Annotated in this window: 28 protein-coding genes, 1 other RNA gene, 1 pseudogene and 1 other annotated feature; of the genes and pseudogenes, 28 read left to right on the top strand and 2 right to left on the bottom strand. The window is 45.1% G+C overall.

Features of this window, described 5'->3' with window-relative positions:
- Positions 1–2 precede the first annotated feature (2 nt).
- From aspS to QYB97_RS17445, 3 genes are all read left to right on the top strand, one after another.
- Positions 3–1,790: an aspartate--tRNA ligase gene (gene aspS / locus QYB97_RS17435; RefSeq protein WP_301167300.1), complete on the top strand. Its 1,788-nt coding sequence runs from the start codon at positions 3–5 to the stop codon at positions 1,788–1,790.
- A gap of 89 nt (positions 1,791–1,879) precedes the next feature.
- Positions 1,880–2,057, top strand: a non-coding RNA gene (gene ssrS / locus QYB97_RS17440) — 6S RNA.
- Positions 2,058–2,259: 202 nt separating this feature from the next.
- Positions 2,260–3,027 (top strand): tRNA threonylcarbamoyladenosine dehydratase, encoded by a 768-nt coding sequence (locus QYB97_RS17445; RefSeq protein WP_301167301.1) that lies wholly within the window; start codon positions 2,260–2,262, stop codon positions 3,025–3,027.
- A gap of 29 nt (positions 3,028–3,056) precedes the next feature.
- On the opposite strand, the gene QYB97_RS17450 is transcribed toward QYB97_RS17445, so the two are convergent.
- Together QYB97_RS17450 and QYB97_RS17455 are read right to left on the bottom strand one after the other, a co-directional pair.
- Positions 3,057–3,875 carry an RsfA family transcriptional regulator gene (locus QYB97_RS17450; protein WP_301167302.1) on the bottom strand — a complete coding sequence of 273 codons (819 nt, stop codon included), beginning with the start codon at positions 3,873–3,875 and terminating at the stop codon, positions 3,057–3,059.
- A 116-nt stretch (positions 3,876–3,991) separates the two neighbouring features.
- Positions 3,992–5,326 (bottom strand): AAA family ATPase, encoded by a 1,335-nt coding sequence (locus QYB97_RS17455; RefSeq protein ID WP_301167303.1) that lies wholly within the window; start codon positions 5,324–5,326, stop codon positions 3,992–3,994.
- A gap of 180 nt (positions 5,327–5,506) precedes the next feature.
- On the opposite strand from QYB97_RS17455, the gene QYB97_RS17460 reads away from it, so the two are divergent.
- From QYB97_RS17460 to QYB97_RS17575, 25 genes and pseudogenes are all read left to right on the top strand, one after another.
- Positions 5,507–6,214, top strand: a complete 708-nt coding sequence (locus tag QYB97_RS17460; RefSeq protein ID WP_301167304.1) for a YczE/YyaS/YitT family protein — start codon at positions 5,507–5,509, stop codon at positions 6,212–6,214.
- A complete protein-coding gene (gene cymR / locus QYB97_RS17465; protein WP_301167305.1) occupies positions 6,147–6,566 on the top strand; it encodes a cysteine metabolism transcriptional regulator CymR in 420 nt (139 codons plus the stop codon). Before QYB97_RS17460 ends, cymR begins: the two co-directional genes overlap by 68 nt.
- A 24-nt stretch (positions 6,567–6,590) precedes the next feature.
- The gene (locus tag QYB97_RS17470; RefSeq protein WP_301167306.1) at positions 6,591–7,730 is read left to right on the top strand and encodes a cysteine desulfurase family protein; all 1,140 of its coding nucleotides are present in this window, start codon (positions 6,591–6,593) and stop codon (positions 7,728–7,730) included.
- A 37-nt stretch (positions 7,731–7,767) separates the two neighbouring features.
- A complete protein-coding gene (gene mnmA / locus QYB97_RS17475; RefSeq protein WP_301167307.1) occupies positions 7,768–8,892 on the top strand; it encodes a tRNA 2-thiouridine(34) synthase MnmA in 1,125 nt (374 codons plus the stop codon).
- A gap of 98 nt (positions 8,893–8,990) precedes the next feature.
- Positions 8,991–9,632, top strand: a complete 642-nt coding sequence (locus tag QYB97_RS17480; RefSeq protein ID WP_301167308.1) for a tetratricopeptide repeat protein — start codon at positions 8,991–8,993, stop codon at positions 9,630–9,632.
- Between the two features lie 46 nt (positions 9,633–9,678).
- The gene (gene recD2, locus QYB97_RS17485; RefSeq protein ID WP_301167399.1) at positions 9,679–11,979 is read left to right on the top strand and encodes an SF1B family DNA helicase RecD2; all 2,301 of its coding nucleotides are present in this window, start codon (positions 9,679–9,681) and stop codon (positions 11,977–11,979) included.
- A 19-nt stretch (positions 11,980–11,998) separates the two neighbouring features.
- A pseudogene (locus QYB97_RS25235) lies at positions 11,999–12,151 on the top strand (PRC-barrel domain-containing protein); the annotation flags it as partial.
- Positions 12,142–12,321 (top strand): hypothetical protein, encoded by a 180-nt coding sequence (locus QYB97_RS17490; RefSeq protein WP_301167309.1) that lies wholly within the window; start codon positions 12,142–12,144, stop codon positions 12,319–12,321. The pseudogene QYB97_RS25235 and the gene QYB97_RS17490, both read left to right, overlap by 10 nt.
- Positions 12,314–12,493: a PRC-barrel domain-containing protein gene (locus QYB97_RS17495; protein WP_301167310.1), complete on the top strand. Its 180-nt coding sequence runs from the start codon at positions 12,314–12,316 to the stop codon at positions 12,491–12,493. Before QYB97_RS17490 ends, QYB97_RS17495 begins: the two co-directional genes overlap by 8 nt.
- A 23-nt stretch (positions 12,494–12,516) precedes the next feature.
- Positions 12,517–12,714 (top strand): hypothetical protein, encoded by a 198-nt coding sequence (locus QYB97_RS17500; RefSeq protein ID WP_301167311.1) that lies wholly within the window; start codon positions 12,517–12,519, stop codon positions 12,712–12,714.
- 33 nt (positions 12,715–12,747) lie between these two features.
- The gene (locus QYB97_RS17505; RefSeq protein WP_301167312.1) at positions 12,748–12,909 is read left to right on the top strand and encodes a hypothetical protein; all 162 of its coding nucleotides are present in this window, start codon (positions 12,748–12,750) and stop codon (positions 12,907–12,909) included.
- A 92-nt stretch (positions 12,910–13,001) separates the two neighbouring features.
- Positions 13,002–14,084 (top strand): AI-2E family transporter, encoded by a 1,083-nt coding sequence (locus QYB97_RS17510; RefSeq protein ID WP_301167313.1) that lies wholly within the window; start codon positions 13,002–13,004, stop codon positions 14,082–14,084.
- Positions 14,085–14,109: 25 nt separating this feature from the next.
- Positions 14,110–14,329, top strand: a binding site (T-box leader).
- An 82-nt stretch (positions 14,330–14,411) separates the two neighbouring features.
- Positions 14,412–17,048 (top strand): alanine--tRNA ligase, encoded by a 2,637-nt coding sequence (alaS, locus tag QYB97_RS17515; protein ID WP_301167314.1) that lies wholly within the window; start codon positions 14,412–14,414, stop codon positions 17,046–17,048.
- 61 nt (positions 17,049–17,109) lie between these two features.
- Positions 17,110–17,382 carry an IreB family regulatory phosphoprotein gene (locus tag QYB97_RS17520; RefSeq protein ID WP_301167315.1) on the top strand — a complete coding sequence of 91 codons (273 nt, stop codon included), beginning with the start codon at positions 17,110–17,112 and terminating at the stop codon, positions 17,380–17,382.
- A 2-nt stretch (positions 17,383–17,384) separates the two neighbouring features.
- A complete protein-coding gene (gene ruvX / locus QYB97_RS17525; protein WP_301167400.1) occupies positions 17,385–17,810 on the top strand; it encodes a Holliday junction resolvase RuvX in 426 nt (141 codons plus the stop codon).
- A 9-nt stretch (positions 17,811–17,819) separates the two neighbouring features.
- Positions 17,820–18,116 carry a DUF1292 domain-containing protein gene (locus QYB97_RS17530; protein WP_061972691.1) on the top strand — a complete coding sequence of 99 codons (297 nt, stop codon included), beginning with the start codon at positions 17,820–17,822 and terminating at the stop codon, positions 18,114–18,116.
- A 180-nt stretch (positions 18,117–18,296) separates the two neighbouring features.
- On the top strand, positions 18,297–19,424 hold the full coding sequence (gene mltG / locus QYB97_RS17535) for an endolytic transglycosylase MltG (protein ID WP_301167316.1): 1,128 nt from the start codon (positions 18,297–18,299) through the stop codon (positions 19,422–19,424).
- Positions 19,425–19,486: 62 nt separating this feature from the next.
- Positions 19,487–20,143 carry an O-methyltransferase gene (locus QYB97_RS17540; protein WP_301167317.1) on the top strand — a complete coding sequence of 219 codons (657 nt, stop codon included), beginning with the start codon at positions 19,487–19,489 and terminating at the stop codon, positions 20,141–20,143.
- Positions 20,144–20,165: 22 nt separating this feature from the next.
- Positions 20,166–20,807 (top strand): uridine kinase, encoded by a 642-nt coding sequence (gene udk / locus QYB97_RS17545; RefSeq protein WP_301167318.1) that lies wholly within the window; start codon positions 20,166–20,168, stop codon positions 20,805–20,807.
- 165 nt (positions 20,808–20,972) lie between these two features.
- Positions 20,973–21,449, top strand: a complete 477-nt coding sequence (gene greA / locus QYB97_RS17550) for a transcription elongation factor GreA (protein WP_301167319.1) — start codon at positions 20,973–20,975, stop codon at positions 21,447–21,449.
- 97 nt (positions 21,450–21,546) lie between these two features.
- Entirely contained in the window at positions 21,547–23,283 is a 1,737-nt protein-coding gene (locus QYB97_RS17555) for a peptidoglycan D,D-transpeptidase FtsI family protein (RefSeq protein WP_301167320.1), read from the top strand.
- Positions 23,284–23,370: 87 nt separating this feature from the next.
- Positions 23,371–24,024 carry a YrrS family protein gene (locus QYB97_RS17560; RefSeq protein WP_301167321.1) on the top strand — a complete coding sequence of 218 codons (654 nt, stop codon included), beginning with the start codon at positions 23,371–23,373 and terminating at the stop codon, positions 24,022–24,024.
- Between the two features lie 190 nt (positions 24,025–24,214).
- A complete protein-coding gene (locus tag QYB97_RS17565) occupies positions 24,215–24,862 on the top strand; it encodes a class I SAM-dependent DNA methyltransferase (RefSeq protein ID WP_301167322.1) in 648 nt (215 codons plus the stop codon).
- A gap of 24 nt (positions 24,863–24,886) precedes the next feature.
- A complete protein-coding gene (gene mtnN, locus QYB97_RS17570; RefSeq protein WP_301167323.1) occupies positions 24,887–25,591 on the top strand; it encodes a 5'-methylthioadenosine/S-adenosylhomocysteine nucleosidase in 705 nt (234 codons plus the stop codon).
- Positions 25,584–26,051 (top strand): S-ribosylhomocysteine lyase, encoded by a 468-nt coding sequence (locus tag QYB97_RS17575; protein WP_301167324.1) that lies wholly within the window; start codon positions 25,584–25,586, stop codon positions 26,049–26,051. Before mtnN ends, QYB97_RS17575 begins: the two co-directional genes overlap by 8 nt.
- Positions 26,052–26,058 lie beyond the last annotated feature (7 nt).

Genomic DNA, 26,058 nt, shown 5'->3' on the forward strand with positions numbered 1-26,058 from the left:
GCATGGCAGAAAGAACGCATCAATGCGGGATATTGAATGAACAGCATGTCGGCGAGGAAGTTATCCTAAATGGCTGGGTACAAAAGAGAAGAGACCTTGGAGGATTGATTTTTATTGATCTGCGTGACCGTTCCGGTCAGGTACAGGTGGTATTCAACCCGGAGGTGTCCAAGGAAGCACTCGATATTGCTGAAAAAGTAAGAAGCGAGTATGTTTTGAGTGTTAAGGGGACTATTGTTTCCCGTTCAGAAGGCACCGTGAACGAGAATGTCCCAACCGGACGGATCGAGATTCTTGGTAAGGAGCTTGAAATCATTAACAGTGCCAAAACACCGCCTTTTTCCATTTCGGAGGATAACGACATCAATGAAGACGTTCGCCTGAAATACCGCTATCTTGATTTAAGACGGCCAGCCATGCAGGAAACGATGAAACTCCGTTACCGCATTACAAAAATGATACGCGATTTCCTTGATGCCCAGGAGTTTATGGAAATTGAAACACCGATGCTGACAAAGAGCACACCTGAAGGAGCACGTGACTATCTTGTACCAAGCCGTGTGCATCCCGGTCACTTTTATGCTCTTCCACAGTCACCTCAGCTGTTTAAGCAGCTATTGATGGTTTCCGGGTTCGAACGTTATTTCCAGATTGTCCGCTGTTTCCGTGACGAAGACTTGCGGGCGGACCGCCAGCCTGAATTTACTCAGATTGATATTGAAACATCCTTCCTCGGGCAGGAAAAGCTGATGGCTATGATGGAAAAGCTGATGGTTCAGCTGGCTCAGGAGGTCCGCGGATTTTCGGTCCAAACGCCGCTCCATCGCTTAACTTATGCAGAAGCGATGGACCGTTATGGATCAGATAAACCCGATACTCGTTTTGGAATGGAACTGCTTAACGTTTCAGAGCTTGTAAAGTCCAGCGGTTTTAAAGTTTTCGCTTCTACAGTCGAAGGCGGGGGCCAAGTTAAGGCGCTGAATGTAAAGGGGCAGGCTGCAAATTATTCCCGTAAGGACATCGATGTTCTAACCGACTTTGTCAAGCGGTATGGAGCTAAAGGTTTGGCGTGGCTCAAGCTGGAAGAAAACGAGTTGAAAGGTCCGATCGCCAAATTCTTCAACGAAGAAGAACAGCAGGGATTGATTCAGGCCCTCGAAGGAGAGGCAGGAGACTTGTTCCTGTTTGTGGCAGACAGCAAGCAGGTAGTAGCTGATTCTCTTGGAGCGCTCCGCTTAAAACTCGGTAAAGACTTGAACCTGATCGATGAAAGCCAGTTGAACTTCCTTTGGGTAGTTGACTTTCCTCTTGTTGAATTTGATGAAGATGCAGACCGCTATGTGGCGCTTCACCATCCATTTACGATGCCAAAAGAAGAAGATCTTCATCTTCTTGAAAGCAATCCCGGCGAGGTTCGGGCTAAAGCCTATGACCTCGTGCTTAATGGCTATGAACTGGGAGGGGGATCTCAGCGTATCTATCAAAGAGAGCTTCAGGAGAAAATGTTTAAAACTCTCGGATTTACAGCAGAGGCTGCAAAAGAAGAGTTTGGTTTCCTGATGGATGCCTTCGAATACGGTACGCCTCCGCATGGTGGGATTGCTCTTGGACTGGATCGCCTTGTGATGATTATGGCTGGAAGAAACAACCTTCGTGACACTATTGCTTTCCCGAAAACAGCAAGTGCCAGCGACCTCCTGACCAATGCTCCATCCACCGTCAGCGAGAAACAATTAAACGACCTTCACCTTGCTGTTAAGCTAAGTGAGGAAGCCGGACAAAAGGCATAGGAAAGAAGTTGGAACTGTTAGAAAATTTAAATAATGATGATGTATTCTCTTGTCTTACCCTGTTGGATGTGATATGATTTATTCCAATAAGAGTCCTGATGTGTTCGTTAATACCGAATGTTTTGAGCCAACACTTTTTATTCGGGAGCTGGTGTTTCGACAAAGCGTGCATGCCTCCTTGCAGGGGAAGCATTAATTGCTGAACAGGGCACCCACCTGCGAGAGCAGGTTCAAAACTTAGGAAGTGACGGCACAGTTGGGACTCTCATCAGCTTTATTTAAAATGAATGTGTTATAGCCCGGACGAATGTCCGGGTTTTTTGCTGTATTTTTGAACTTGCCAGCGGATAACGGTTGTACTCATAGTCAAAATGGGATATCCTTTTTAAGGACTAATGAAAGTGCGATTTTTGAACACATAGGGATTGAACATTGAATGCAATTCCTTTTTATAGAAAGGAGAAAGACAATGTTACATCAATTTTCCAGAAACGAGCTTGCCATCGGAGAAGACGGGCTGGCTGCCTTAAAGGGCAGTACGGTCGGGGTTCTCGGCATTGGAGGAGTAGGATCATTTTCAGCAGAAGCACTGGCCAGGGCAGGCATTGGCAAACTGATTCTTGTAGACAAAGATGTCGTGGATATCACTAATGTGAACAGGCAGATCCATGCACTGCTCTCCACGGTGGGACAGTCTAAAGTAGAGCTTATGAAACAGCGGATTGCTGACATTAATCCGGAATGTGAAGTCGTTGCGCTTGAAATGTTTTATACAGAAGAAACGTATGAACAGTTTTTTGACTACGACCTCGATTTTGTCGTGGATGCTTCGGATACGATCACGTATAAAGTTCATCTTGCTAAAGAGTGCCTGAAACGAAAGATACAGATCATTTCTAGTATGGGTGTGGCAAACAAGCTTGATCCGACACGGCTTCGCATCACAGATATTTCCAAAACAAGCTATGATCCGATCGCGAGAGTTGTCCGGCAGCGCCTTCGAAAAGAAGGAATCCATAAGGGAGTCACCGTCGTGTTTTCAGATGAAATTCCTGTTCAGATCAGGGAGGACATCAGGGAGAAAATTGTGCCGGAAAATGCACCTGGAATCAGGAAGGCGAAAATGCCGCCATCCTCAAACTCCTTTGTCCCATCTGTTTCCGGTTTGTTCATGGCCGGACATGTGGTAAATGCCCTGCTTGAAATCCACCAGATCAGGATTAACAGAATGCATTAAAAAAAGAAGGGCTCACATGAGTCCTTCTTTTATTTTGCAAGTTTTTCTAAATTTCCGTTCTTATCCATGCGGAAGCTTTGGTTGTCGCCGGCATCATCCTGCAGGAGAACCATTCTACGGGCACGATCCATGATTTGAAGCAGTGCCTGATAGTCTTCTTTCATGGCTGCGAATTCCTTTTCAAGAGTGCTCAGCTGCTCCGTCAACTTTCGGTTTTGCTGGAAAAAGTCCTCATTCTGGCGCTTTAGGGCTGTGTTTTCGTCCTGCATCCGTCCGTTGGCCAGACCATTGCGGTTAAGGTCAGAAAGATAATGTATGACTTCTTCAAGCGTTAAGGACGGTCCCTGAGATTGATAGGTTGGCTGAACCTCATGAGCAACAGCCTGATTGGATGATTCCTGTATGGAGCTCACCGGCTCATACAAGGAGTTCGATGCTTCTGGTAAGGCGCTTGTTGGCGTCTGTAAGACGCTTGATGGCGCCTGTAAGGCGCTTTGCGCGGCTGGAGCCGTATATGGCGTTTTAAAAAACTCTTCGGGATGATACACTTCGTCATCCGCAGGCTTTGCCGGTTTAACGATGGTTTTCGGTTTGTTTTGCTGCCCTTTGGCAAGGGCTCTCTGCCTTTCCTTGCGCTGTTTTTTGGCAATCTTTAAAGCTTGTTCGTATTTCTTCCGGACTATCGCATTCCAGCGAAACCCTACAGCTGCGCTCGTGCGTTCCAGTTTATCGCCAACCTCTTCAAAGGCATGAAGCTGGGTACTGCCTTCACGCACATGCCTTAAGACGGTCTCGGCAAGCAGCAAATCATCTTCCTCTGACCAGGCGTCCTGTCTTATTTTCATCATATATATCCTCTCCTTGATTCATAAAGTACGAGTTTATGTTCTCATTTTGAGCAAAAGAAGAGGATTCTATACGTCATTTCAAAAATTTACTAGTTTGCCTTGACAGAGTGATAGATTCAGGTTTCATTCCGTTTTCGGTCATTAAAAAAATCAAGCCGCTTTTGGATATTCTTTTCGTACCCTCTTGGTGTTGGATCATAAAATTTCTTGTTCTTTAAGTGGTCAGGCAGGTATTGCTGGACCACATAGCCGTCCGGGTAATTATGAGGGTATTTATATTCCTTTCCATGTCCAAGTTCACTTGCCCCTTTGTAATGGGCGTCCCGCAGATGAATGGGAACCTGTCCGCTTTTTTCATTTTTAACAGCTTGCATGGCTTTGTCTATCCCCATGATGACCGCATTGCTCTTTGGAGCTGTTGCGAGGTAAACGACCGCTTCCGCCAAAGGAATGCGCGCTTCAGGCATTCCGACAAAATCCACTGCATAGGCTGCAGCCTGTGCAACGAGGAGAGCATTTGGATCAGCGAGGCCAATGTCCTCAGCCGCATGGACGTAGATTCTCCTGGCAATAAACCTTGGATCTTCGCCTGCATAGATCATTTTGGCCAGCCAATAAAGGGCCGCATCCGGATCTGAACCACGAATACTTTTAATGAAGGCGGAAATCGTATCAAAATGATTATCGCCTTTCTTGTCATACTGTAGTACCCGCTGCTGAATGCTTTCTTCCGCGATCCCAAGCGTGATACGGATTTTCCCTTCTGAATCGGGCTTGGTCGTCAGCACAGCCAGTTCCAGTGCATTCAAGGCGGTTCTCGCATCGCCGTTAGCGACAGAGACAAGGTGGGATAGAGCATCTTCCTCAATTTCAATGTTGTATTTTCCGTAGCCTCTTCCTGTATCTTCAAGTGTATGGAGGAGGACATTGCGGATATGGTCATCGGTCAGGTGCTCAAACCGGAACAACCTTGATCTGGACAGCAGGGCGGGATTGATTTCAAACATGGGGCTTTCTGTAGTGGCGCCAATCAGAATAACGGTACCATCTTCAACAAACGGAAGCAGTGCATCCTGCTGGCTTTTGTTGAACCGGTGAATTTCATCGATGAAAAGAACCGTTTTCTTCTCATCCATGATCAACCGTTCTTTGGCTTCCCCGGTCACCCGTTTGATGTCAGCAACACCTGATGTTACAGCGTTCAACTGTTCGAAGTAGGCTGAAGTAGAGTTGGCAATGATTTTAGCGAGCGTGGTTTTTCCTGTACCAGGCGGGCCGAAGAAAATCATCGGTGTCAGTTGATCCGCTTCAATGGCACGCCGCAGCAGTTTTCCTTCACCTACAATATGAGTTTGCCCAATAAATTCCTGAATGGTTCGGGGACGCATCCTGCTTGCTAGCGGCCCCATCGTTTTATTTTCATAAGATTGATGGTCACTGAATAAATCCATATTTTCCTCCTGTAATAAAGAAAAGCGGCAATTTTTGTTTGTGAATCATTTGTTGCGTAGACCCGCTATGACTGGTAACCAAAAGGTACTATACCGGTCATATGAATGCAAGAATTAGCTTTTTCGTGCTATAATAGTTTGGGTTTATGTGTAAAAATGGACAAAGGGAAGGAAATACTAATGAAAATAGTTAATCCTGTTGCAAAGCCTTTCTTTGTCAAGTGGCTCGTTTTTTTTATGGGACTTGTCCTCTTGTCATTTGGCGTCTCCCTAATGATTAAAGCCAATCTTGGAAGTGCGCCATGGGACGTTTTACATATTGGTTTGTATTATCAATTTGGATTGTCGATTGGCACCTGGTCGATTATTATGGGGTTCCTGATTCTTGGCGCCACTTCCTTGCTTACGAAAAAATGGCCGCAGGTTGGCGCTTTTCTTAACATGATTTTCGTTGGGATTTTTATTGATATCTTTATGGCAATCCCTTTCTTCAACACACCAGGATCGATCATTGGCGCGATAGCAATGCTCGCTGCAGGACTTGTTATCAATGGGTTTGGGATGGGATTTTACATCGCATGTGATTCCGGTGCGGGTCCCCGGGACAGCTTAATGCTTGCATTAACGGAGAAAACGGGAAAAAAGATTTCGCATATCCGGCTGGCGATGGAACTTTTTGTATTAACCGGGGGCTGGCTGCTTAAAGGGCCAATCTCACTTGGAACCATATTGTTTTGTGTCACGATCGGAAGCATAGTAGGATACACGCTTCCGGTTTGCAGAAAAATCGTTAATTATTGGATAGAACGGAGCGTGTATTATGAAGATCTCAACAAAAGGAAGATACGGGTTAACCATCATGATGGCCTTGGCAAAAAAGCAAGGTGAAGGGCCGATTGCTTTAAAACTGATTGCGAAAGAACATAGGTTGTCTGAGCATTACCTGGAACAGCTGATCTCCCCGCTGCGAAACGCAGGATTGGTTAAAAGCATAAGAGGGGCTTATGGAGGCTACATTCTGGCTCAGGATGCCAAAGAAATTACGGCAGGAGACATTATCCGTGTGCTTGAAGGCCCGATTACCCCGGTGGAACTGATGGACGATGAAGAGCCGGCAAAGCGCGATCTCTGGATAAAAATCCGCGATGCAGTCAAGGATGTTCTTGACAATACGACCCTGGATGATCTGGCCAATTACGAAGGAGATAACAGCCAGGATGCCTACATGTTTTATATCTAGTCAACGAAGAAAGAAGGTGGTCTAATGGACCTAATTTATGTAGACCATGCCGCAACTTCTCCGATCCATCCAGAAGTGGTTCAGGAAATGATGCCATATTTTACTGAATTCTTCGGAAATCCTTCAAGCATTCACCAGTTCGGCAGAAAAACGCGACAGCTTCTTGATGAAGCAAGAAGGACAGCTGCGGCCAGTATTGGGGCAGCACCAAACCATATCATGTTTACAAGCGGCGGAACCGAGGCAGACAATGCAGCCATTTTTGGCATCGCCCTAGCCAACAAGGAACGCGGCAATCATATCATTACTACTCAAATCGAGCATCATGCAGTGCTTCACGCATGTGAAGCACTGGAGAAGCAGGGCTTTGAGGTGACATATCTTCCTGTTGATGAAAAAGGAAGGATTTCTTTGCAGGATGTGAAGGATGCCCTTCGTCCCGAAACCGTTCTTGTCACCATTATGTATGGCAATAACGAGGTGGGCACCGTGCAGGATATATCGGCCATCGGTGAACTCCTGCAAGGCCATCAGGCTTATTTTCATACGGATGCAGTACAGGCCTATGGTGTTCTTCCGCTGAATGTGGATGAACTGAAGGTTGACCTGCTTAGCATATCCGGACACAAGATCAACGGTCCAAAGGGAACCGGCTTCCTTTATATCAGAGAAGGAGTTGCGATTTCTCCTACATCCTTTGGTGGAGAACAGGAGCGTAAACGCAGAGCCGGAACGGAAAATGTGGCAGGAATTGCGGGCCTGGCAAAGGCCATTTCCATTATGACAGAACAAGGGCCAAAGAAAGCCGCTGCCTATCAAGCGTTTAAGGAAGCAATGCTGGCCATTTTGGAAAAAGAAGACGTGAATTTTCTGGTCAATGGTGACCTGGAACATGGACTGCCCCATATTTTAAATGTAAGCTTCCCTGGGGTAAAAACAGAAGTGATGCTGGTTAACCTTGATCTGGCCGGAATCGCAGCATCGAGCGGTTCAGCTTGCACGGCTGGGTCTGTTGAGCCATCCCATGTCCTTACGGCGATGTTTGGAAAGGCAGATCGGACCAAGAATTCCATCCGTTTCAGCTTTGGATTGGACAATACGATGGAACAAATCGAAAAAACAGCGTACGAGACAGCAAAAATAGTGAAACGCCTGCAAAAATGAGGTACACTCTCATTTGTAAAGAAAGGGGGGTGATGAAATGTCAGCAAGACACGAAAAATCACCTGCAGAAACAAGGGTCGTCATCGGGATGTCCGGTGGGGTAGACTCCTCTGTTGCAGCATTAATGCTTAAACAGCAAGGTTATGATGTCATAGGAATCTTTATGAAGAACTGGGATGATACCGACGAGTTCGGAGTCTGCACAGCCACCGAGGATTACAATGACGTTATTGCTGTAGCCAACCAGATCGGTATACCTTATTATGCGGTCAATTTTGAAAAAGAATATTGGGACAAGGTATTTACCTATTTCCTTGAAGAATATAAAGCAGGAAGAACACCAAATCCGGATGTGATTTGCAACAAGGAGATCAAATTCAAAGCATTTCTTGATCATGCGATGAGTCTTGGAGCTGATTTTGTTGCGACCGGCCACTATGCGCGTGTAGCCGTAGCAGACGGAGAAGTGAAAATGCTGCGTGGTGTGGACGAAAACAAAGATCAAACCTATTTTTTGAATCAGCTTTCACAGGATCAGATTGAAAAAGTGATGTTTCCGATTGGTGAACTGAACAAGCCGCAAATCCGTCAAATGGCTGCTGAAGCCGGCTTGGCAACTGCCAAGAAAAAAGATTCCACAGGCATTTGTTTTATTGGAGAACGCGATTTCAAAGAGTTCTTGAGCAATTATCTTCCGGCAAAACCCGGTGAAATGAGAACTTTGGACGGTGAGGTCAAAGGAAAGCACGATGGTCTGATGTACTATACCATTGGCCAGCGTCATGGGCTCGGTATCGGCGGAAGCGGAGATCCATGGTTTGTTGTCGGCAAGGATTTGAACGAAAATGTTCTCTTTGTGGAACAAGGCTTTGATCATGAATCTCTCTACAGCGAGAGCCTGACTGCTGTTCAGCCAAGCTGGATGAGCAACAAGCCAGTAGAAAAATCATTCCATTGCACGGCAAAGTTCAGATACCGGCAGCCGGATAAAGGGGTAACCGTGAATCTTCTCGATAACGGGAATCTTCATGTCGTTTTTGATGAACCACAGCGTGCGATTACTCCCGGTCAGGCGGTTGTATTCTATGATGGAGACGTTTGCCTAGGCGGCGCCACCATCGACGAAGTCATCAAAAATGGAGAGCCCATTTCTTATCTGTAGGAAGTTATAAACCAGTCCATGAACCAGTGGACTGGTTTTTTCTTCAAAAAGCTCATTTTTTGTTATACTTTAAACAGAATAAGGATTCAGGAGGAAACATGGAACAGGATTATTTGAAAAAAGGCAAATTGGAAGAAACCGCACGACAATTGGAACAGCAAATTGAACAAGAGCCGGATAATCCGGTACTCTACATTAATTACGGAAATCTGATTTCCGCAGTTCATGAGCATGAGAAAGCCATTGCTTTTTTTGAAAAAGCGCTTCAGCTTGATCCAGAGGCAGGAACAGCGTGGTACAGCATGGGAATTGCGCTGTACGAGCTGGAACGGTTTCCGGAGGCAGCACATTGCTTTATGCAGGCCCTGCAAAAAGGAGTGCAAGAGGGGGATGTCCATTTTATGCTCGGCATGTGCTACGTTCAGAAAAACGAGCAAATCCGCGCGCTCCCGCACTTTTTGCGTGCCACTGAGCTGGACAGCAATGATGTGGAATCGCTGTTTCAATATGGACTCTGCCTCGCGCAGATGGAACAGGTCAGGGAAGCGGTAGATGTGTTTCAAAAGGTGACTTCCAAAGATCAAAAGCATGCGGATGCCTTTTATAACCTCGGGATAGGCTACGTGTATTTTGATAAACCTGAGGAAGCTCTCGAAGCTTTTAATCAGGCACTCTTAATCCAGCCGGATCATTATCTAGCAGCGAATGGCAAAAAAAATGCAGAAAGCATGCTGAACTAAAAAGCTGGCTCAAAGCCAGAATTATTATGCAGTCAGGAGACCAATGATGGATAAACAGTCTTCTTTCGATTTATTCGATGAACAAGCAAAATATATAAAGGGAACGTTAATTACAACCATTTTTTTTAATAAGGAAAATTTGTATACCGTTGCCCGCATACGTGTTCATGAAACGAATGAGGCGTATACCGAAAAAGAAGCAATCATAACCGGGATTCTCCCGCCTCTTTACCAGGATGACCGTTATATTTTCTTTGGTCATTTTAAAGAACATCCAAAGTACGGAAAGCAATACCATATCACGCAATTTCGCAAAGACATGCCACAGACAAAAGAAGGCATGGTTCAATATTTGTCGGGGGATTTATTCCATGGAATCGGTAAAAAGACCGCCCAGGCCATCGTGGACCATCTTGGAGAAAACGCGCTTTCTGCTATTTTGGAAAACCCTGATGTTCTTAACGGGATTCCGCAGCTGAATGAGGAAAAGGCGAAAAACCTGTATGATGTTCTCGTTGAGCATCAAGGCCTCGAGCAAGTCATGATCACACTGAATCCATTTGGCATCGGGCCACAGCTGTCGATGAAAATTTACCAAACCTATCAGGAAGAGGCACTTCATATTATTCAAAACAATCCGTATCAGCTGATATACGATATTGAAGGCATTGGCTTTCAGCGGGCTGATGAACTTGGAAGAGGAATTGGATTGTCCTACAACCATCCGGAAAGAATCAGGGCCGGCTGTCTTTACGTTCTGCAGGAAAGAGGAACCGATGCGGGGCATGTTTATCTCCCTGCTGATTTTGTGCTGGATGAAGTGAAAAAATTGCTGACGAATGGGGAAGCCCCCATTAATGACAGCGATATTTTCCGTGAAATCGAAGCGCTTCGGGAAGATAAAAAAATCGTAATGGAAGAAGACCGGCTGTATTTGCCGTCTCTATACTTTTCTGAAAAAGGACTTGCCGAATCGGTAACAGGTATTGCAGGTCAGGAAGATTATAAAGAGGCGTTTCCGCAGGCTGAATTTTTAAAGGCGCTTGGTGAGCTTGAGGAACGGCTTGGCATTCAATATGCCCCTTCGCAAAAGCAAGCGATCGAAACGGCCATTTTTTCTCCAATCATGGTTCTTACGGGAGGACCGGGAACCGGGAAAACCACGGTAATCAAAGGAATTGTAGAGGTCTATGCGGAGCTGCATGGTGTTTCCCTTGACCCTGGTTCCTACAAAAAGGATGAGCCGTTTCCGGTGCTGCTTGTAGCTCCGACCGGGCGGGCCGCCAAACGGATGTCGGAATCCACAGGCATTCCCGCCTTCACCATCCACAGATTGCTCGGATGGAAGGGCGGAGCGGGCTTTGAACACACCGATGAAAATCCGCTTGAGGGCAAACTGCTGATTGTGGATGAAATGTCCATGGTGGATATCTGGCTTGCGCATGCCCTGTTTAAAGCTGTGCCCGGAAATATACAGGTGGTGATCGTGGGGGATGAGGACCAGCTGCCATCTGTCGGTCCCGGCCAGGTATTGCGTGATTTCATATCTTCGAAAGCCATTCCGACGGTTGAATTGAAGGATATATACAGGCAGGCAGAAGGGTCATCGATTATTGAACTTGCTCATCACATGAAAAACGGTGTGCTTCCAAACGACCTTGCAAAGAGAAAAGCGGACAGAAGCTTCTTTTCCTGTCAGGCGCATCAGGTTTTGGAAGTGGTCAAGCAGGTGTGCCAAAATGCCCGGCAAAAGGGATATACGGCAAGGGATATTCAGGTGCTCGCCCCTATGTATCGAGGAAACGCAGGTATCGATGTTTTGAATCAAAAGCTGCAGGAATTGTTTAATCCGCCGACACCGCAAAAAAGGGAACTCAACATCCAGCAGGTGGTCTATCGCGTGGGTGATAAGGTGCTTCAGCTTGTTAACCAGCCGGAAGACCTGGTATACAACGGGGATATGGGTGAAATCGTCTCGATTATTTATGCCAAAGAAACAACAGACAAAGAAGAACAGCTCGTCGTGGCGTTTGATGATGTGGAGGTTGTTTACACGCGCTCTGATTTCCATCATATTACCCATGCTTATTGCTGTTCCATTCATAAATCTCAGGGAAGCGAATTTCCCATTGTCATCATGCCAGTGGTGAAAAGTTATTTCCGGATGCTGAGAAGGAATTTGATTTATACGGGTATTACAAGGAGCCGGGAGTTTTTAATTTTGTGTGGGGAAGAATCGGCTTTTGAACTGGCTGTTCAAAGGAATGATGAAGCGTCCAGGTATTCTCGTCTAAAGGACCGTTTGACTCAATTCCAGATGGAAAACCTTTCAAGCATGAATCCCTGACTCCTGTGGGATGATAAGGATGTTCGGAAGGGTGGGGGTTACTTTGCGGACATTTTCTTTTTTAAAAGGTAAAAAGGCTGTTCTTTCGGCGAACCGAAAATCAATCGGTAAAGTCGAAGATATACTGACAGATTCAGGAGGAAATGTGCTGGGTTTCATTTTATGCGAAAACAGCCTTTTCTTCCGGAAAAGTTATTTGCCGTATTCCTCAGCCAGAATACAGGAGGAAGATTCCGTTTTGATTTGCAGCTGCAGGCCATCCAGGGTGCCTTCCTATCCGGAGGGAACATTCCGGATGGAAAAACAACCTTGCTGTTTGCTGAAGCAGGCTCTCTTGTCTAAGGACGGAGAGACGGAAGCAGTAGTCGAGGATGTATATTTTTCGGATAATTGGGGCAGGATTGTAGCCATTGAGGTATCAAAAGGATTGTTTTCGGACTGGACGGATGGACGATCGCTGATTTATTCGCACGAGCCGTTGCACATCGGAAAGCAGTCTCTTTTTGTACGATAGTGCTATGAAGGAGGGCCCCACACTTGAAATGCCCCAACTGCAGCTGTAAGGATATCGGAAAAATCGGTGTTAATCAATATTATTGCTGGAACTGCTTTATTGAGCTGTCCATTGTAAATGGCATGCTTTCCCTTCACCAGGTGGAGGAGGATGGAAGCTTGACCTCACTGGATGATCTGTTTGAGGATCAGGATTTGTCCTACAAAGCAGATGCCCAATAAGCAGGCTAACTTGACAAAAGGGTTGGTGACAACATGAACAGCTATTTAAAACCTGTACTTGCCCTTGGTCTTTGGGCCGCTTTTTACGGAATGAAATCCCGAAAAAACGGGATGAGCTTTATGGGGATGGATGACATGCTGTCCTCAAAACGTGTACGAAAGTTCCGCAAAAGACTGGCAAAGGCCATTTATTAAAGAAAGCAAGCCCATGCTGCAAAAAGCGTGGGCTTTTTCTTTACTTACATGAAAAATGAGCAGGTGGCAACAATAAGGGAGGAGGTGATACCATGCAGCGGGAGAAGTACATAAAATGGATCATCCGTTTGTCTCTTCTGGTCTTGCTTTTTCTTTGCGGCTGGCTGCTGTTGAAGCTGGCTCCTTTTTGGGCTCCTGTACTTGCCATTCTAAAAGCGGTGCTGTTCCCTTTTTTTATTGCCGTATTCATCACCTATTTGCTTCATCCCCTGGTGGAAATTCTTCACCGGAGAGGCATGCCGCGTACCTTATCCATCTTATGCATCTATCTGCTTTTTTTTGGCGGAACCGGCTATGCTTTATATAAAGGAATACCTTACATGGTCCTTCAAATCCGGGAACTTGCATCCAATCTTCCCACCATTTCAAAAACGTATCAAAGCTGGCTGCTTGAAGTGGATCATCATACCTCGAACCTGCCCAAATCAATTCATCTAAGGATTGAGGATTACATTCATTCCGGTGAAAGGTACTTGCAGAAAAGCGCAGCCAATGTGATTGGCTCCCTAAAAAAAATAGTGGATTATTTTTTTGTGCTCATCATTATTCCGTTCCTTGTTTTTTATTTTCTAAAGGATATTGACGGAATTAAACGGGCATGCTGGTACGTAACGCCGCAGAAGTGGAGAAGGGAAGGCAGGCAGGTTCTCAAGGAAATTGACAGGTCTCTGGGGGGGTATATCCGTGGCCAGTTGTTAGTGGGGACGCTTCTGGGAGCAGCAGCCATGCTCGCACTCTGGCTTGCAGGAATGCCGTATCCTATCATATTGGGAATTATTATTGCCATCACGGATATCATTCCGTATTTTGGGCCGATTCTCGGCGCTGTACCCGTCATTTTTATTGCGTTTACCATTTCTGTGAAAATGGTTTTGGTGGTGGCCGGCATCATGCTGGTACTGCAGTTCATTGAAGGAAACATATTGGGCCCGCTGATTGTGGGAAAGAGCCTCCACATCCATCCCGCTTTAATTATCCTGGCGCTCCTGGCCGGCGGGGAAATCGGAGGAGTGGCCGGTCTGATCCTGGCTGTTCCTGTGTTTTCAATCATGAAGGTTATTATTGTGCATATCCGAAACCACAGGCTGCAGGCCAAGATTGACAAGATGCCTTAGAACGAATTATACTACTGCTAGATAAAGCAAATCGATGATGGAGAAAAGTATGTTCCGAAACCTTTTTAAGAGAGGAAACCCACGGCTGTAAGGTTTCTAAAAGGGAAGAACAGAAAGCTACTCCCGAGTGCAGTTAATTCCTGCCGGTGAAACCCCGTTACGGTTTACATAAGGTGATGTTTTTGGTGTTTTGGCTGAAATCATAACCAGGGTGGTACCGCGTGATAACAACTCTCGTCCCTGATGCAGATCAGGAACGGGAGTTTTTTTATTTTAGCAGGACAAAGCGCTGCCGCTTTTTCTAATAAAAGAAAGGAGAATGGAAAGATGAAAACCTTAACGTCTGCTCAAGTAAGACAAATGTTTCTTGATTTTTTCCAGGAAAAGGGCCACGGTGTTGAGCCAAGCGCTTCCCTGGTGCCTTATGAAGATCCATCACTATTGTGGATCAACAGTGGGGTCGCTACCCTTAAAAAGTACTTTGACGGCCGGGTCATTCCGGAAAACCCGAGAATCGTAAACGCCCAGAAATCAATCCGTACAAATGACATTGAAAATGTAGGAGTAACCGCACGGCATCATACGTTCTTTGAAATGCTCGGAAATTTCTCCATCGGTGATTACTTTAAAAAAGAAGCCATCATTTGGGCATGGGAATTTTTGACCAGTGAAAAATGGATCGGCTTTGATCCTGAGAAACTCTCAGTCACCATCCACCCGGAAGATGATGAAGCTTATGAGCTTTGGAACAAAACCGTAGGAGTGCCGCCCGAGCGAATTATTCGATTGGAGGGCAACTTCTGGGATATCGGAGAAGGCCCAAGCGGACCAAACACTGAAATTTTCTATGACAGAGGAGAAAAATACGGCAGTGATTCCAATGATCCGGAGTTGTACCCGGGCGGAGAAAATGACCGTTACCTCGAAGTATGGAACCTTGTATTTTCCGAGTTTAATCATAACCCGGATGGAACATACACCCCGCTTCCAAAGAAAAATATTGATACCGGAATGGGGCTTGAACGCATGGTTTCTGTCATACAGGATGTCCCGACCAACTATGATACAGACTTGTTTATTCCAATCATTCAGCAGACAGAAAAGCTTAGCGGCAGCAAGTATGGCCAATCCAAAGAAACCGACACTGCGTTCAAAGTTATTGCCGATCATATCCGTACCGTTGCGTTTGCTGTTTCTGACAACGCCCTTCCTTCAAATGAAGGCAGAGGGTACATTCTGCGCCGATTGATCAGAAGGGCCATTCGCTTTGCCAAGCAGATCGGGCTCGACCGTCCGTTCATGTTTGAACTGGTTCCAACCGTTGCCGAAATCATGGTAGACTATTATCCGGAAGTAAAGGAGAAAGTGCCTTTCATCCAGCGCGTTATCAAAAACGAGGAAGAGCGGTTCCATGAAACAATCAACGAAGGGCTTGCCATTCTCGAGGATGTGATCCAAAAGGAAAAAGCGGCCGGAAACAGCACAGTTTCAGGAAAAGATGCCTTCAAGCTTTACGATACTTTTGGCTTCCCGTTTGAGCTGACCGAAGAATATGCTGCGGATCACAACATGGAAGTTGACCGAACCGGTTTTGAAAAAGAAATGGAAGGCCAGCGTGAACGGGCGCGTTCTGCACGTCAGGATGTGGACTCCATGCAGGTACAGGCCGGTGTATTAAGCGACATCAAAGCACACAGCGATTTTGTGGGCTATGACGAGGAACGAAGCACATCAAAAGTAGTGGAAACCCTGCAAAATGGTGAGCGCATCGATATCCTTGCCGAAGGAGAAGAAGGGCAGATCATCCTTGATATTACTCCGTTTTACGCAGAAAGCGGAGGACAGGTTGCAGACCAGGGCACAATAACGGGGGAAGGGCTGGAGCTGGTTGTCAAGGATGTTCAGAAAGCGCCAAATGGACAAAATCTCCATACGGTTGTCGTGAAAAAAGGAAATCTTCGTAAAGGAATAGAAGTTGTCGCTCAGGTTGATACTGAAAAACGTGCGGCCATAGTCAAAAACCATACGGCTACCCACCTGCTGCATCAAGCGCTCAAGGATGTTCTCGGTACCCACGTCAACCAGGCAGGTTCCCTGGTTGCACCTGGAAGGCTGCGATTCGACTTTTCCCATTTCGGCAGTATCTCGCAGGAAGAAATGGAACAAATAGAGGATATTGTAAACCAGAAGATCTGGAAGACCATCTCTGTCGATAAAATGCAAAAGCCGATCGAGGAAGCAAAAGCGATGGGGGCGATGGCCCTATTCGGCGAGAAATACGGAAAAGTGGTCCGTGTGGTTCAAATCGGTGACTACAGCCTTGAATTATGCGGGGGCTGCCATGTACAGAATACTTCTGAGATCGGCCTCTTTAAAATCCTTTCAGAGACTGGCATTGGTGCCGGTACCCGAAGGATTGAAGCGGTAACCGGCCAGGAAGCCTATCAAGTCATGAAGGGCCAGGTGCAGACACTGCGTGACTCAGCCGCTTTGCTGAAGACCAATGCTAAGGAAGTGCCGGGCCGTATAGAAGCGCTGCAACACCAGGTACGAGAGCTTCAGCGGGAAAAAGAGGCATTATCCGCGAAGCTAGGCAATCTTGAAGCAGGCAGCCTGATTAACGAGAAAGTTGAAATCAATGGTGTTCCGCTGATTGTCAAAAAAGTAAATGCTGCCGACATGAATGGCCTCCGGTCCATTGTGGATGATCTGAAAAACAAGCTTTCAAGCGGAATTGTCGTACTCGGTGCAGTAAATCAAGATAAGGTGAATATTGTCGCCGGGGTAACCAAGGACTTAATACCAAAAGGCTATCATGCAGGAAAACTTGTAAAAGAGGTGGCTTCACGCTGCGGCGGAGGCGGCGGAGGCAGGCCGGATATGGCGCAGGCAGGCGGAAAAGACCCGGAAAAACTTGAAGCTGCCCTGGAATACGTAGCAGAAGCAGTGAAATCTGTTTCCTAATCCCCCTATTAAGGGTACAATGAGGATATAAAGGGAGAAGCTAGAGAAAGAGGTGTTGGCCGTGAGCTCTATGGACAAAACAATGAAGTTTAACTTTCATGACGATTCAATGGATCCCAATGTCCAAAAAGTGCTGTTTTCAGTGTATGAGGCGCTTCAGGAAAAAGGGTATAATCCGATCAACCAGATTGTAGGCTACCTGTTATCAGGAGATCCAGCTTATATTCCACGCCACAAGGATGCAAGAACCATGATTCGAAAGATTGAACGGGATGAACTGATTGAGGAACTGGTTAAATCCTATCTTGATACAAAGAAAGAGGATACTCTCTAATGATCAGAATTTTGGGACTTGATGTAGGATCCCATACAGTAGGAGTGGCTGTGAGCGATGAAATGGGCTGGACAGCCCAGGGAATCGAAACGGTCAGAAGGAAACCGCATCAGCCCGATGAAGTTTTTGAACGTATTGGTGATTTTATCAAACAGTATGATGTGAAAGAAATAGTGGTCGGCTTGCCCAAGAATATGAATGGATCCATCGGTCCCAGCGGGGAAGCGTGCCAGGAATTTGCCAGGCAGGCAGAAGCCAGGTACGGGGTTCCTGTGGTATTATGGGACGAGCGTCTGACCACGATGGCTGCTCAAAAAATGCTGATCTCTGCGGATGTCAGCCGGAAGAAAAGAAAACAGGTCATCGACAAAATGGCCGCCGTTTTAATTCTCCAGGGATATTTGGACAGCCGTCAATTAAAAAAATGAGGTGATCAAATGGCAAACGAAGAAAAAGAACACATTATTATTCCAGGTGAAAACGGAGAAGAGAATCTATTTGAAGTGCTGATGACGATTGATGGCAGCACAACGCCGACAGGCCATTCATACATTCTTCTTGTTCCAGCAGGAGAAGATCAGGAAGATGACAGCGATGAGCAGGAAGTTTTCCCTTTCCGCTTTGAGGACAAAGGAGAAGGCGAAGATGATATCGAGCTATTCCCATTGGAAACAGATGAAGAGTGGCAGATGATTGAAGAAACTCTAAACGCATTTCAGGATGAAGAAGAATAAAACGACTTTGCAGCTAAAGATAAACTTTAGCTGCTTTTTTTATACAAATTGAACATACTAAAAGACTGTACCAGTGTTGCATAGATCTGGAAATTTATCTGATTTTTGTTTCTTTATTATGGAAACTAGACATGAAATTTACTTATCAGTATAATAAAGCAGATGAAAGGGGAGAAAAAGGTGTCACAATATAATGATGTTCCCGGCGGCCCGGCAGGTTCCGGTAAGAAAAAGAGAAAGAAAAAAGTACTTACTGTGCTGACCGTCATTATCGTGCTGCTGGCAGCAGCTGCTGTTTTTGGCTATACATATATTAAGGATGCACTCGGCCCAGCCGATGCAGGAAATAAAAAGGATGTAACGGTTGATATACCAATCGGTTCATCTGTTTCAACAATCGGAAAGATTTTGGAAGAAAAAAACCTGATCAAAAACAGTATGGTCTTTCAGGTGTATGCCAAAACAAAAGAAAATGGCAACTTGCAGGCCGGGGTCTATGACCTTAATCCTTCCATGAATATGGACCAGCTCATTGCTGCTCTTAAAAACGGGAAAGTATACCGTCACCCTGAAACGTCCTTTACGGTACCTGAAGGGTTTATTATTCCTCAGATCGCAGAAGTGATTGCGAAGAACACGGGAAGCAACAAAGAGGATGTCATGAAGCTGATGAATGATCCCTCATTCGTCAAAGAGCTCCAAAAGGAGTTCTCTGTGATCGATAACAAAGTATACAACAAAAAAATATACTACCCGCTTGAGGGCTATTTGTTCCCTGCGAAATACGAGTTTGATGAAAAGCAGCCGGATCCTAAAGCTGTTATTACAAAAATGGTGCAGAAAACGCAAAGCGTAATGGATGTGCACCAGGAAGAAATCGAAAAGAGCGGAAAAAAACCATTCGAAATTCTGACGCTGGCGTCCATGATTGAGGAAGAAGCCCAGCGGCCTGAAGACCGGCCCAAAATATCAGGTGTATTTTATAACAGACTAAAAAAAGGAATGAAACTCGATTCCGACCCGACGGTTAAATACGCCCGCAAGAATTTTAAAGTACAGGTGCTCTATAAAGAGCTGAAAGTGGATTCTCCATATAATACTTATAAGTACAAAGGGCTGCCTGTTGGTCCGATCGCTTCCCCCGGGGAAGAAGCGATTAAAGCGGTATTGAACCCGGCACAAACAAGTTTTTACTTTTTTTATGCACGTCCAAATGGACAAGTCATTTATACCAAAACATTTGACGAGCATAAGAAAATTGTTCAAAAATATCGTAACGAATGGCAGGAACGTGCAGGGAAAAACTAAAAACAAAACATGGCAGGTTGTTTTTATGATATAATGTTTCGGTTAAGTAAGGAGGCGCAGCCTTGATTTCACAGGAAGTCCAGAATTATATTGAACAATTAATCCCCAAGAGGGATATTCGGATTCAAAAAATAGAGGAGTACGCCAAAGAGCATGGTGTACCCATCATGGAGCTGGTTGGGATTGAAGTTCTGCTTCAGCAGCTTCGGATGATCAAACCCGAAAGAATACTGGAAGTCGGAACGGCTATCGGATATTCAGCGATAAGAATGGCGGAAACTTTGCCGGCTGCATCCATTGTTACGATTGAAAGAGACACGGAACGCTACAAGCAGGCACTTCATAATATTAAAGAGTTTGACTTGGCTGACCGAATTGAAGTACTGTTCGGTGATGCCAATGAATTGGTCCCTGAAGCAGGAAAAAAGGGACCTTATGATGTGATTTTTATTGATGCAGCTAAAGGGCAGTATCAGCGTTTCTTTGAAAGTTATGGAGAGTTTCTCCGGCGGGGAGGCATCATATTTTCAGATAATATTCTGTTTAAGGGATATGTTGCGGACGATGCTCCCAAAGGAACCAGGCGGCTCACTTCCCTGATCCGGAAAATACGTTCCTACAATGAATACCTAATGAATCATACAGGATACACAACCGCCATTTTGCCAGTAGGAGATGGCCTGGGCATCAGCATTAAAAAAGATAACGAGCAGCGTTAGAGATTTTGGAAGGAGAAAGAACATGGTACAAAAACCGATTGTCATTGGGGTAGCCGGGGGATCGGGCTCCGGAAAAACAACTGTAGCGAAGGAGATATACCGCCAGTTTGCCGATCAGTCGATTCTCATCATTGAGCAGGACTCATATTACAGAGACCAATCCGAAAAAACAATGGATGAGCGTTTGAAAACAAATTATGACCATCCTTTGGCATTTGATAATGAATTGTTAATTTCACAATTGAACGCTCTTTTGGAATTTAAATCCATTGAAAAGCCGGTTTATGACTATACAGCACATACAAGAAGTGATAAAATTATCCCAGTTGAACCAAAAGATGTTATCATTCTTGAAGGAATTTTGATACTGGAAGATGAGCGCCTCAGAGATTTGATGGATATCAAGCTCTTTGTTGATACAGATGCCGATGTACGCATTATAAGGCGCATGGTCAGAGATACCCGGGACAGGGGGCGCACCCTTGAATCGGTCATCGACCAATATACGTCGGTTGTTCGCCCGATGCACAATCAATTTATTGAGCCAACCAAACGATATGCGGATATCATCATTCCGGAAGGTGGACAAAACCGGGTAGCCATTGATTTAATGGTAACCAAAATTCAAACCATCCTTGAAGAAAAAGCAATATTAAAAAAATGAGGCCAAGCCCTCATTTTTTACTTGTATTTTGGATGATTACTGAGTAAATAATTTGGCAAGCGCTTTATTTTTTAGTAAGGTGTAACCATCCACTATACATATCCGATCTATTAGACAACATATATAGTTATCAGGGTACTGATTAATTGAAGGAGTGAATACAGTATGTCAGAAGAGAAAAAGCATTATATGACGCTTGAGGGTAAGCAAAAGCTTGAAAACGAACTGGAACAGCTAAAAACAGAAAAAAGAAAAGAAGTTGTCGAACGCATCAAGATCGCCCGCAGTTTCGGAGACTTGTCCGAGAACTCGGAATACGATGCAGCCAAAGACGAGCAGGCTTTTGTGGAAGCTCGGATTGTTCAGCTGGAAAAAATGATCCGTGATGCAGTAATCATCGAAGAAAACAAAGCTGCAGGAGATGTGGTTTCTATCGGGAAATCCGTCAGATTCCAGGAACTTCCTGATGGCGATGAAGAAACGTATATGATTGTCGGAAGTGCCGAAGCAGATCCGTTTGAAGGCAAAATTTCCAACGATTCTCCAATGGCTAAAAGCTTGCTTGGCAAGAAAGTAGGAGAAAAAGTATCTGTTCAAACTCCAGGCGGAGAAATTAGTGTCAAAATCGTAGAAATAAAATAGAGCACTCAAGGCGCCAGCGCTTATGCCTGGCGTCTTTTTATTTTGTTCCGTTTATATATTCTTCCATCCGACCACACTGGGAGGTGAGGTGGTCTTCATGAAAAGGATCCATAAACGGATAGTCATTGCAGGCGCTTTATTTCTTGCCGCATTATTTTTGCTCGTTGGACGGCTGGTTCAAATTCAGCTCATTTCAACAGAATCTTTTTCAAAGCATAACATCAATTTAATAGATGAGAGCGTCAGACAGCGTACTCATTCTTTTATGATCAATGAGGGAAGAGGCTTGCTGCTCGACCGCAAAGGACAAATGATTTCAGCTGAATTGAAGCCAGCGATCATTTTATTTCCTTTTATCAAGGAGCAAAAAGGCGCAATTGACAAGGTGGCAGCAATCCTGGATAAACAACCTGAAAATATCAAAAGCGCCCTCAAACGTCATGAGGAACCCTTTGTGATAGCTGATGATCAGGATCAATTAACACAGGAGACCATGGAAGAAATCAATAATCTCCAGCTCCCTGGCGTTTATGCGCAATATATTTCACGTACAAAGCATTCTCCGTTTGCCGGTGCGCTGCTTGGTGTTACCGGCCAGGCACCGGAAATCATCAAAAAAAAATATCCTGACAAATTGGAAAAAGGAACCATCACCATTAACACAAAGATAGGAAAAACAGGATTGCAGCAGGCTTTTGATCCTTTTTTAATTTCAGAAGGTGAGACCAAACTAATTTACCATGTTGACCGCTCAGGTTCTCCCTTGTTCGGGCTCGATGTCAAGTATCTTTCTCCATCAAATCCCTTTTACCCAGTTAGCGTCAAAACAACAATCGACAAAAACCTTCAAGAGATAATGGAAAAGTCGGTAAAAGCCAGTCATATTAAAAGGGGCGGGGCTGTACTGATTGATATCGAAACCAATGAGCTGTTAGGCATGGTGAGTGTTCCTTATACGTCTGGTTTAATAAAAAACCAAATGCTGAGCCGCCATGCACCAGGTTCTGTGTTTAAACTGGTGACGGCCGCATCTGCCATCGAGCATCAGGACCTTGCAAGCGGGAGGACTTTCGATTGCAATCTGGGTATTGATGGCAAGGAGGCTAAACATCCACTTGGAAGACTTGATTTTTCTGAAAGCTTTGCTCAAAGCTGCAATCGGACATTTGGATTGCTGGCTAATGAAATGGTGATAGAAAATCCAAAGCGGATTGATGAATACGCAGAGAAGCTTGGCTTATCCGGAAGGTCCGGATGGAGGGGACAGGTTTATCATTATCAGGATTTTGCCCAGTTCCCCGAGGAAGAAGCAGGAAACATATGGGGCGCGTCCTATGACAAGAAAGTGCCGCTTGCAATCTCCCAAACCGCAATCGGCCAGAAGGATGTTCAAGTAACACCATTATCGGTCGCCCGCATGGTTGCCGCTATTGCGCGGGGAGGAACGGTAAAAGAAGTTAAAGCGGCTACGGAAATTGAATATAAAAACGGAACAACGTTTCTTTCATTTCCGGATCATAAAACGGAAGACAAAATTGAGCCCTATACCGCGAAAAAGCTGCAAATGCTCATGCGCGAGGTGGTGACCAGCCCAAAAGGAACGGGCCGTGCCTTAAACGAGCTTCCCTATGCCGTTGCAGGAAAATCGGGTACTGCCGAAAAAGGCGGATCTGAAGCATCGAACAAATGGTTCGCCGGCTATTTTCCTGCTGGCCAGCCAAAATATTCACTGGTCATTGTCGATCTGGATTATAAAGGGGGAGCGAATGGGGTACTGTCTGCTTATTCAGAAATCGTAAAACAAATTTACAAATATGACAAAAAAAATAAATAAAGTACTCCGACATACGCAAAATCTCAAACTTGTCGAATTCGTTTATCGTGGTAAAATTGATGTAGGCATAGTTTTGAGGAGGTTAGTATGGGAAGAAAAGAGTACCGTTCTCGTTTTGAGAAACGAAAACAAAATCGGGCGCTAAACATAGCAATTGGAGTCGTGCTATTATTAATCGTGGTAGTGGGAGCAAGCATTTTTATAAACGGAGGAAGCAGCCAGCCATCATCGTCTTCTGCTAATAATTCAACCGAAAAGAAAGACCAGTCTTCTGGAGATAAAGGTTCTAAAAAGAACGATGATTCATCCATTGCTGTTGAGGATAATAATGACAGCGAGGCTGCAGATGCAAATCAGGATGCTGCCAAAAAAGAAGAAAAAGATAAAGAAGCCGCTGAAAAACAAAAGGAAAAAGAAGCCGCTGACAAAGAAAAGGCTGATGATGAAAAATCTAAAGGCGGCCCCGAAGGTCCATGGGATGCTGTAGGGACGTCACAAACCGGTGAGCATACCAAGTCGTATGACAAAGGATCAGCTGATTGGAGCGAACAGACAAAAGCTCTTTCTTATGCTTCTGGAATCCCGGAAGATCAAATGACCATCCTTTGGCTCGGTAATGGGGGAGCACCTGATCAATCTGTTGGAAGGGTGTTATCCAAAGCGGACGGATCCCGATATGAGGTTCAGCTTAAATGGGAAGACGGACAAGGCTGGAAACCGACAAGTGTAAAAAAACAATAACAGAATTGATTAAAGCTGGCGGGAAGCATATGTCTTACCGCCGCTTTTTTTGTGCTTTTAAAAGGATAAGAATGGAAGCGCTGTTTCATTGATTATTACGGATTTCTGTGATAAATTGTAACTTGTAACGAATTAATCCATAGTATAGTGATAGGAATTATATATTTTATTGATAAACGGAGTGAAGACAATGGGCAGAGAGTTTATTTCGCTGTTTGATGAGTGGGCAGATTCCTATGATCAGTCGGTATCGGGCAAAGACGAAGAATATAGGGAAGTGTTCGATCATTATGAACACATCCTTGAAACTGTCGCATCCAAAACGACAGGAACAGTAGTGGAGTTTGGGGTAGGGACTGGAAATCTGACAGAAAAGCTGTTGGCCGCCGGAAGAATCGTATACGGCATCGAGCCTTCTTTGGGAATGCGCGAAAAGACGAAAGCCCGTTTCAACAATCTTGAACTGATTGATGGTGACTTTTTAACATTTCCGCAGCTTCCTGGTGAAGTGGATGCGATCGTCAGCACTTACGCTTTCCACCATCTCACAGATGAGGAAAAGGACTCCGCCATCCAATTATATAGCCAGATTTTAAAAGAAAATGGTAAAATTGTTTTTGCGGATACAGCATTCATCAATGAAGCCGATCGTAAGGAAAGGCACCGCCTTGTAAAGGAAAAGGGATACCTGAATCTTCTTCAGGATTTGCAGACAGAATACTACACGACCATTGACGTGCTGGATCATCTTTTCCGCAAGCACGGCTTTGACGTTTCCTTTGAAAAACTGAACAATTACGTTTGGCTGATGGAAGCTGTAAAGACCAAAAAAATCTGAACAGAATATACTGGAGTTGTCGCTATGAAAATTGGAATTATTGGGGCTATGGAAGAGGAAGTCGTCATTCTCCGCAGCAAACTTGCTGAGAGAAAGGATACAAAGCTCGCAGGATGTGAATTTTACACCGGCCGAATTGACGGACTTGATATTGTTCTTCTAAAATCGGGTATTGGAAAAGTAAATGCCGCCATCGGAACGACGTTAATGATTGAGATGTTCAAGCCCGATTGCATCATTAACACAGGGTCTGCAGGTGGATTCCATCAGGATTTAAATGTGGGGGATGTTGTCATTTCGACTGAAGTCCGCCATCATGACGTAGATGCTACTATATTTGGGTATGAATATGGTCAGGTGCCTCAGATGCCCGCCTATTATGTGCCGGACCCTGAATTGGTGTCTGCTGCTGTAAAGAGCGCAAAAAAGGTCAGCGGGGTTCAAGTCGCTCAAGGACTGATTGCTTCGGGTGATTCCTTTATGAGCGATCATGAACGCGTGGAATTTATCCGAACCAAACTTGCCGGTCTTTATGCAGCAGAAATGGAGGCGGCTGCGATAGCGCAAGTGGCTTACCAGTTCAATGTCCCGTTTGTTATTATTCGGTCACTGTCGGATATTGCAGGAAAGGACGCCCGTGTGTCCTATGATCAATTTTTGGATACTGCATCCAAGCATTCAGCAGAATTGATTTTACTAATGATTGAGGAGTTGAAACAGAATGGTTAAAAAGATGAATGTAGAAAGTTTTAATCTGGATCATACTAAAGTAGCAGCGCCATATGTGCGCCTGGCTGGAACAACACAAGGTAAAAACGGAGATGTAATTCATAAATACGATATCCGTTTCTGCCAGCCGAACAAGGACCATATGGATATGGCCGGCCTTCACTCCATTGAGCATCTGATGGCTGAAAACATCAGAAATCATCACGACTCTGTTGTGGATATCAGTCCGATGGGCTGCCAGACAGGCTTCTATCTTTCTGTGATCAATCACGATAATTACGAAGAAATTCTGGATGTCTTGGAAAATACATTAAACGATGTATTAAAAGCGGAAGAAGTACCTGCCTGCAATGAAATCCAATGCGGCTGGGCAGCCAACCACAGCCTGGAAGGCGCAAAGGATATTGCAGAGAAGATGCTTGCGAAAAAAGATGAATGGAACAAGGTATTTGCTGACTAAGAGGAGC

This window comes from Fictibacillus fluitans, from assembly GCF_030418125.1.
Lineage (GTDB): Bacteria > Bacillota > Bacilli > Bacillales > Fictibacillaceae > Fictibacillus_C > Fictibacillus_C fluitans.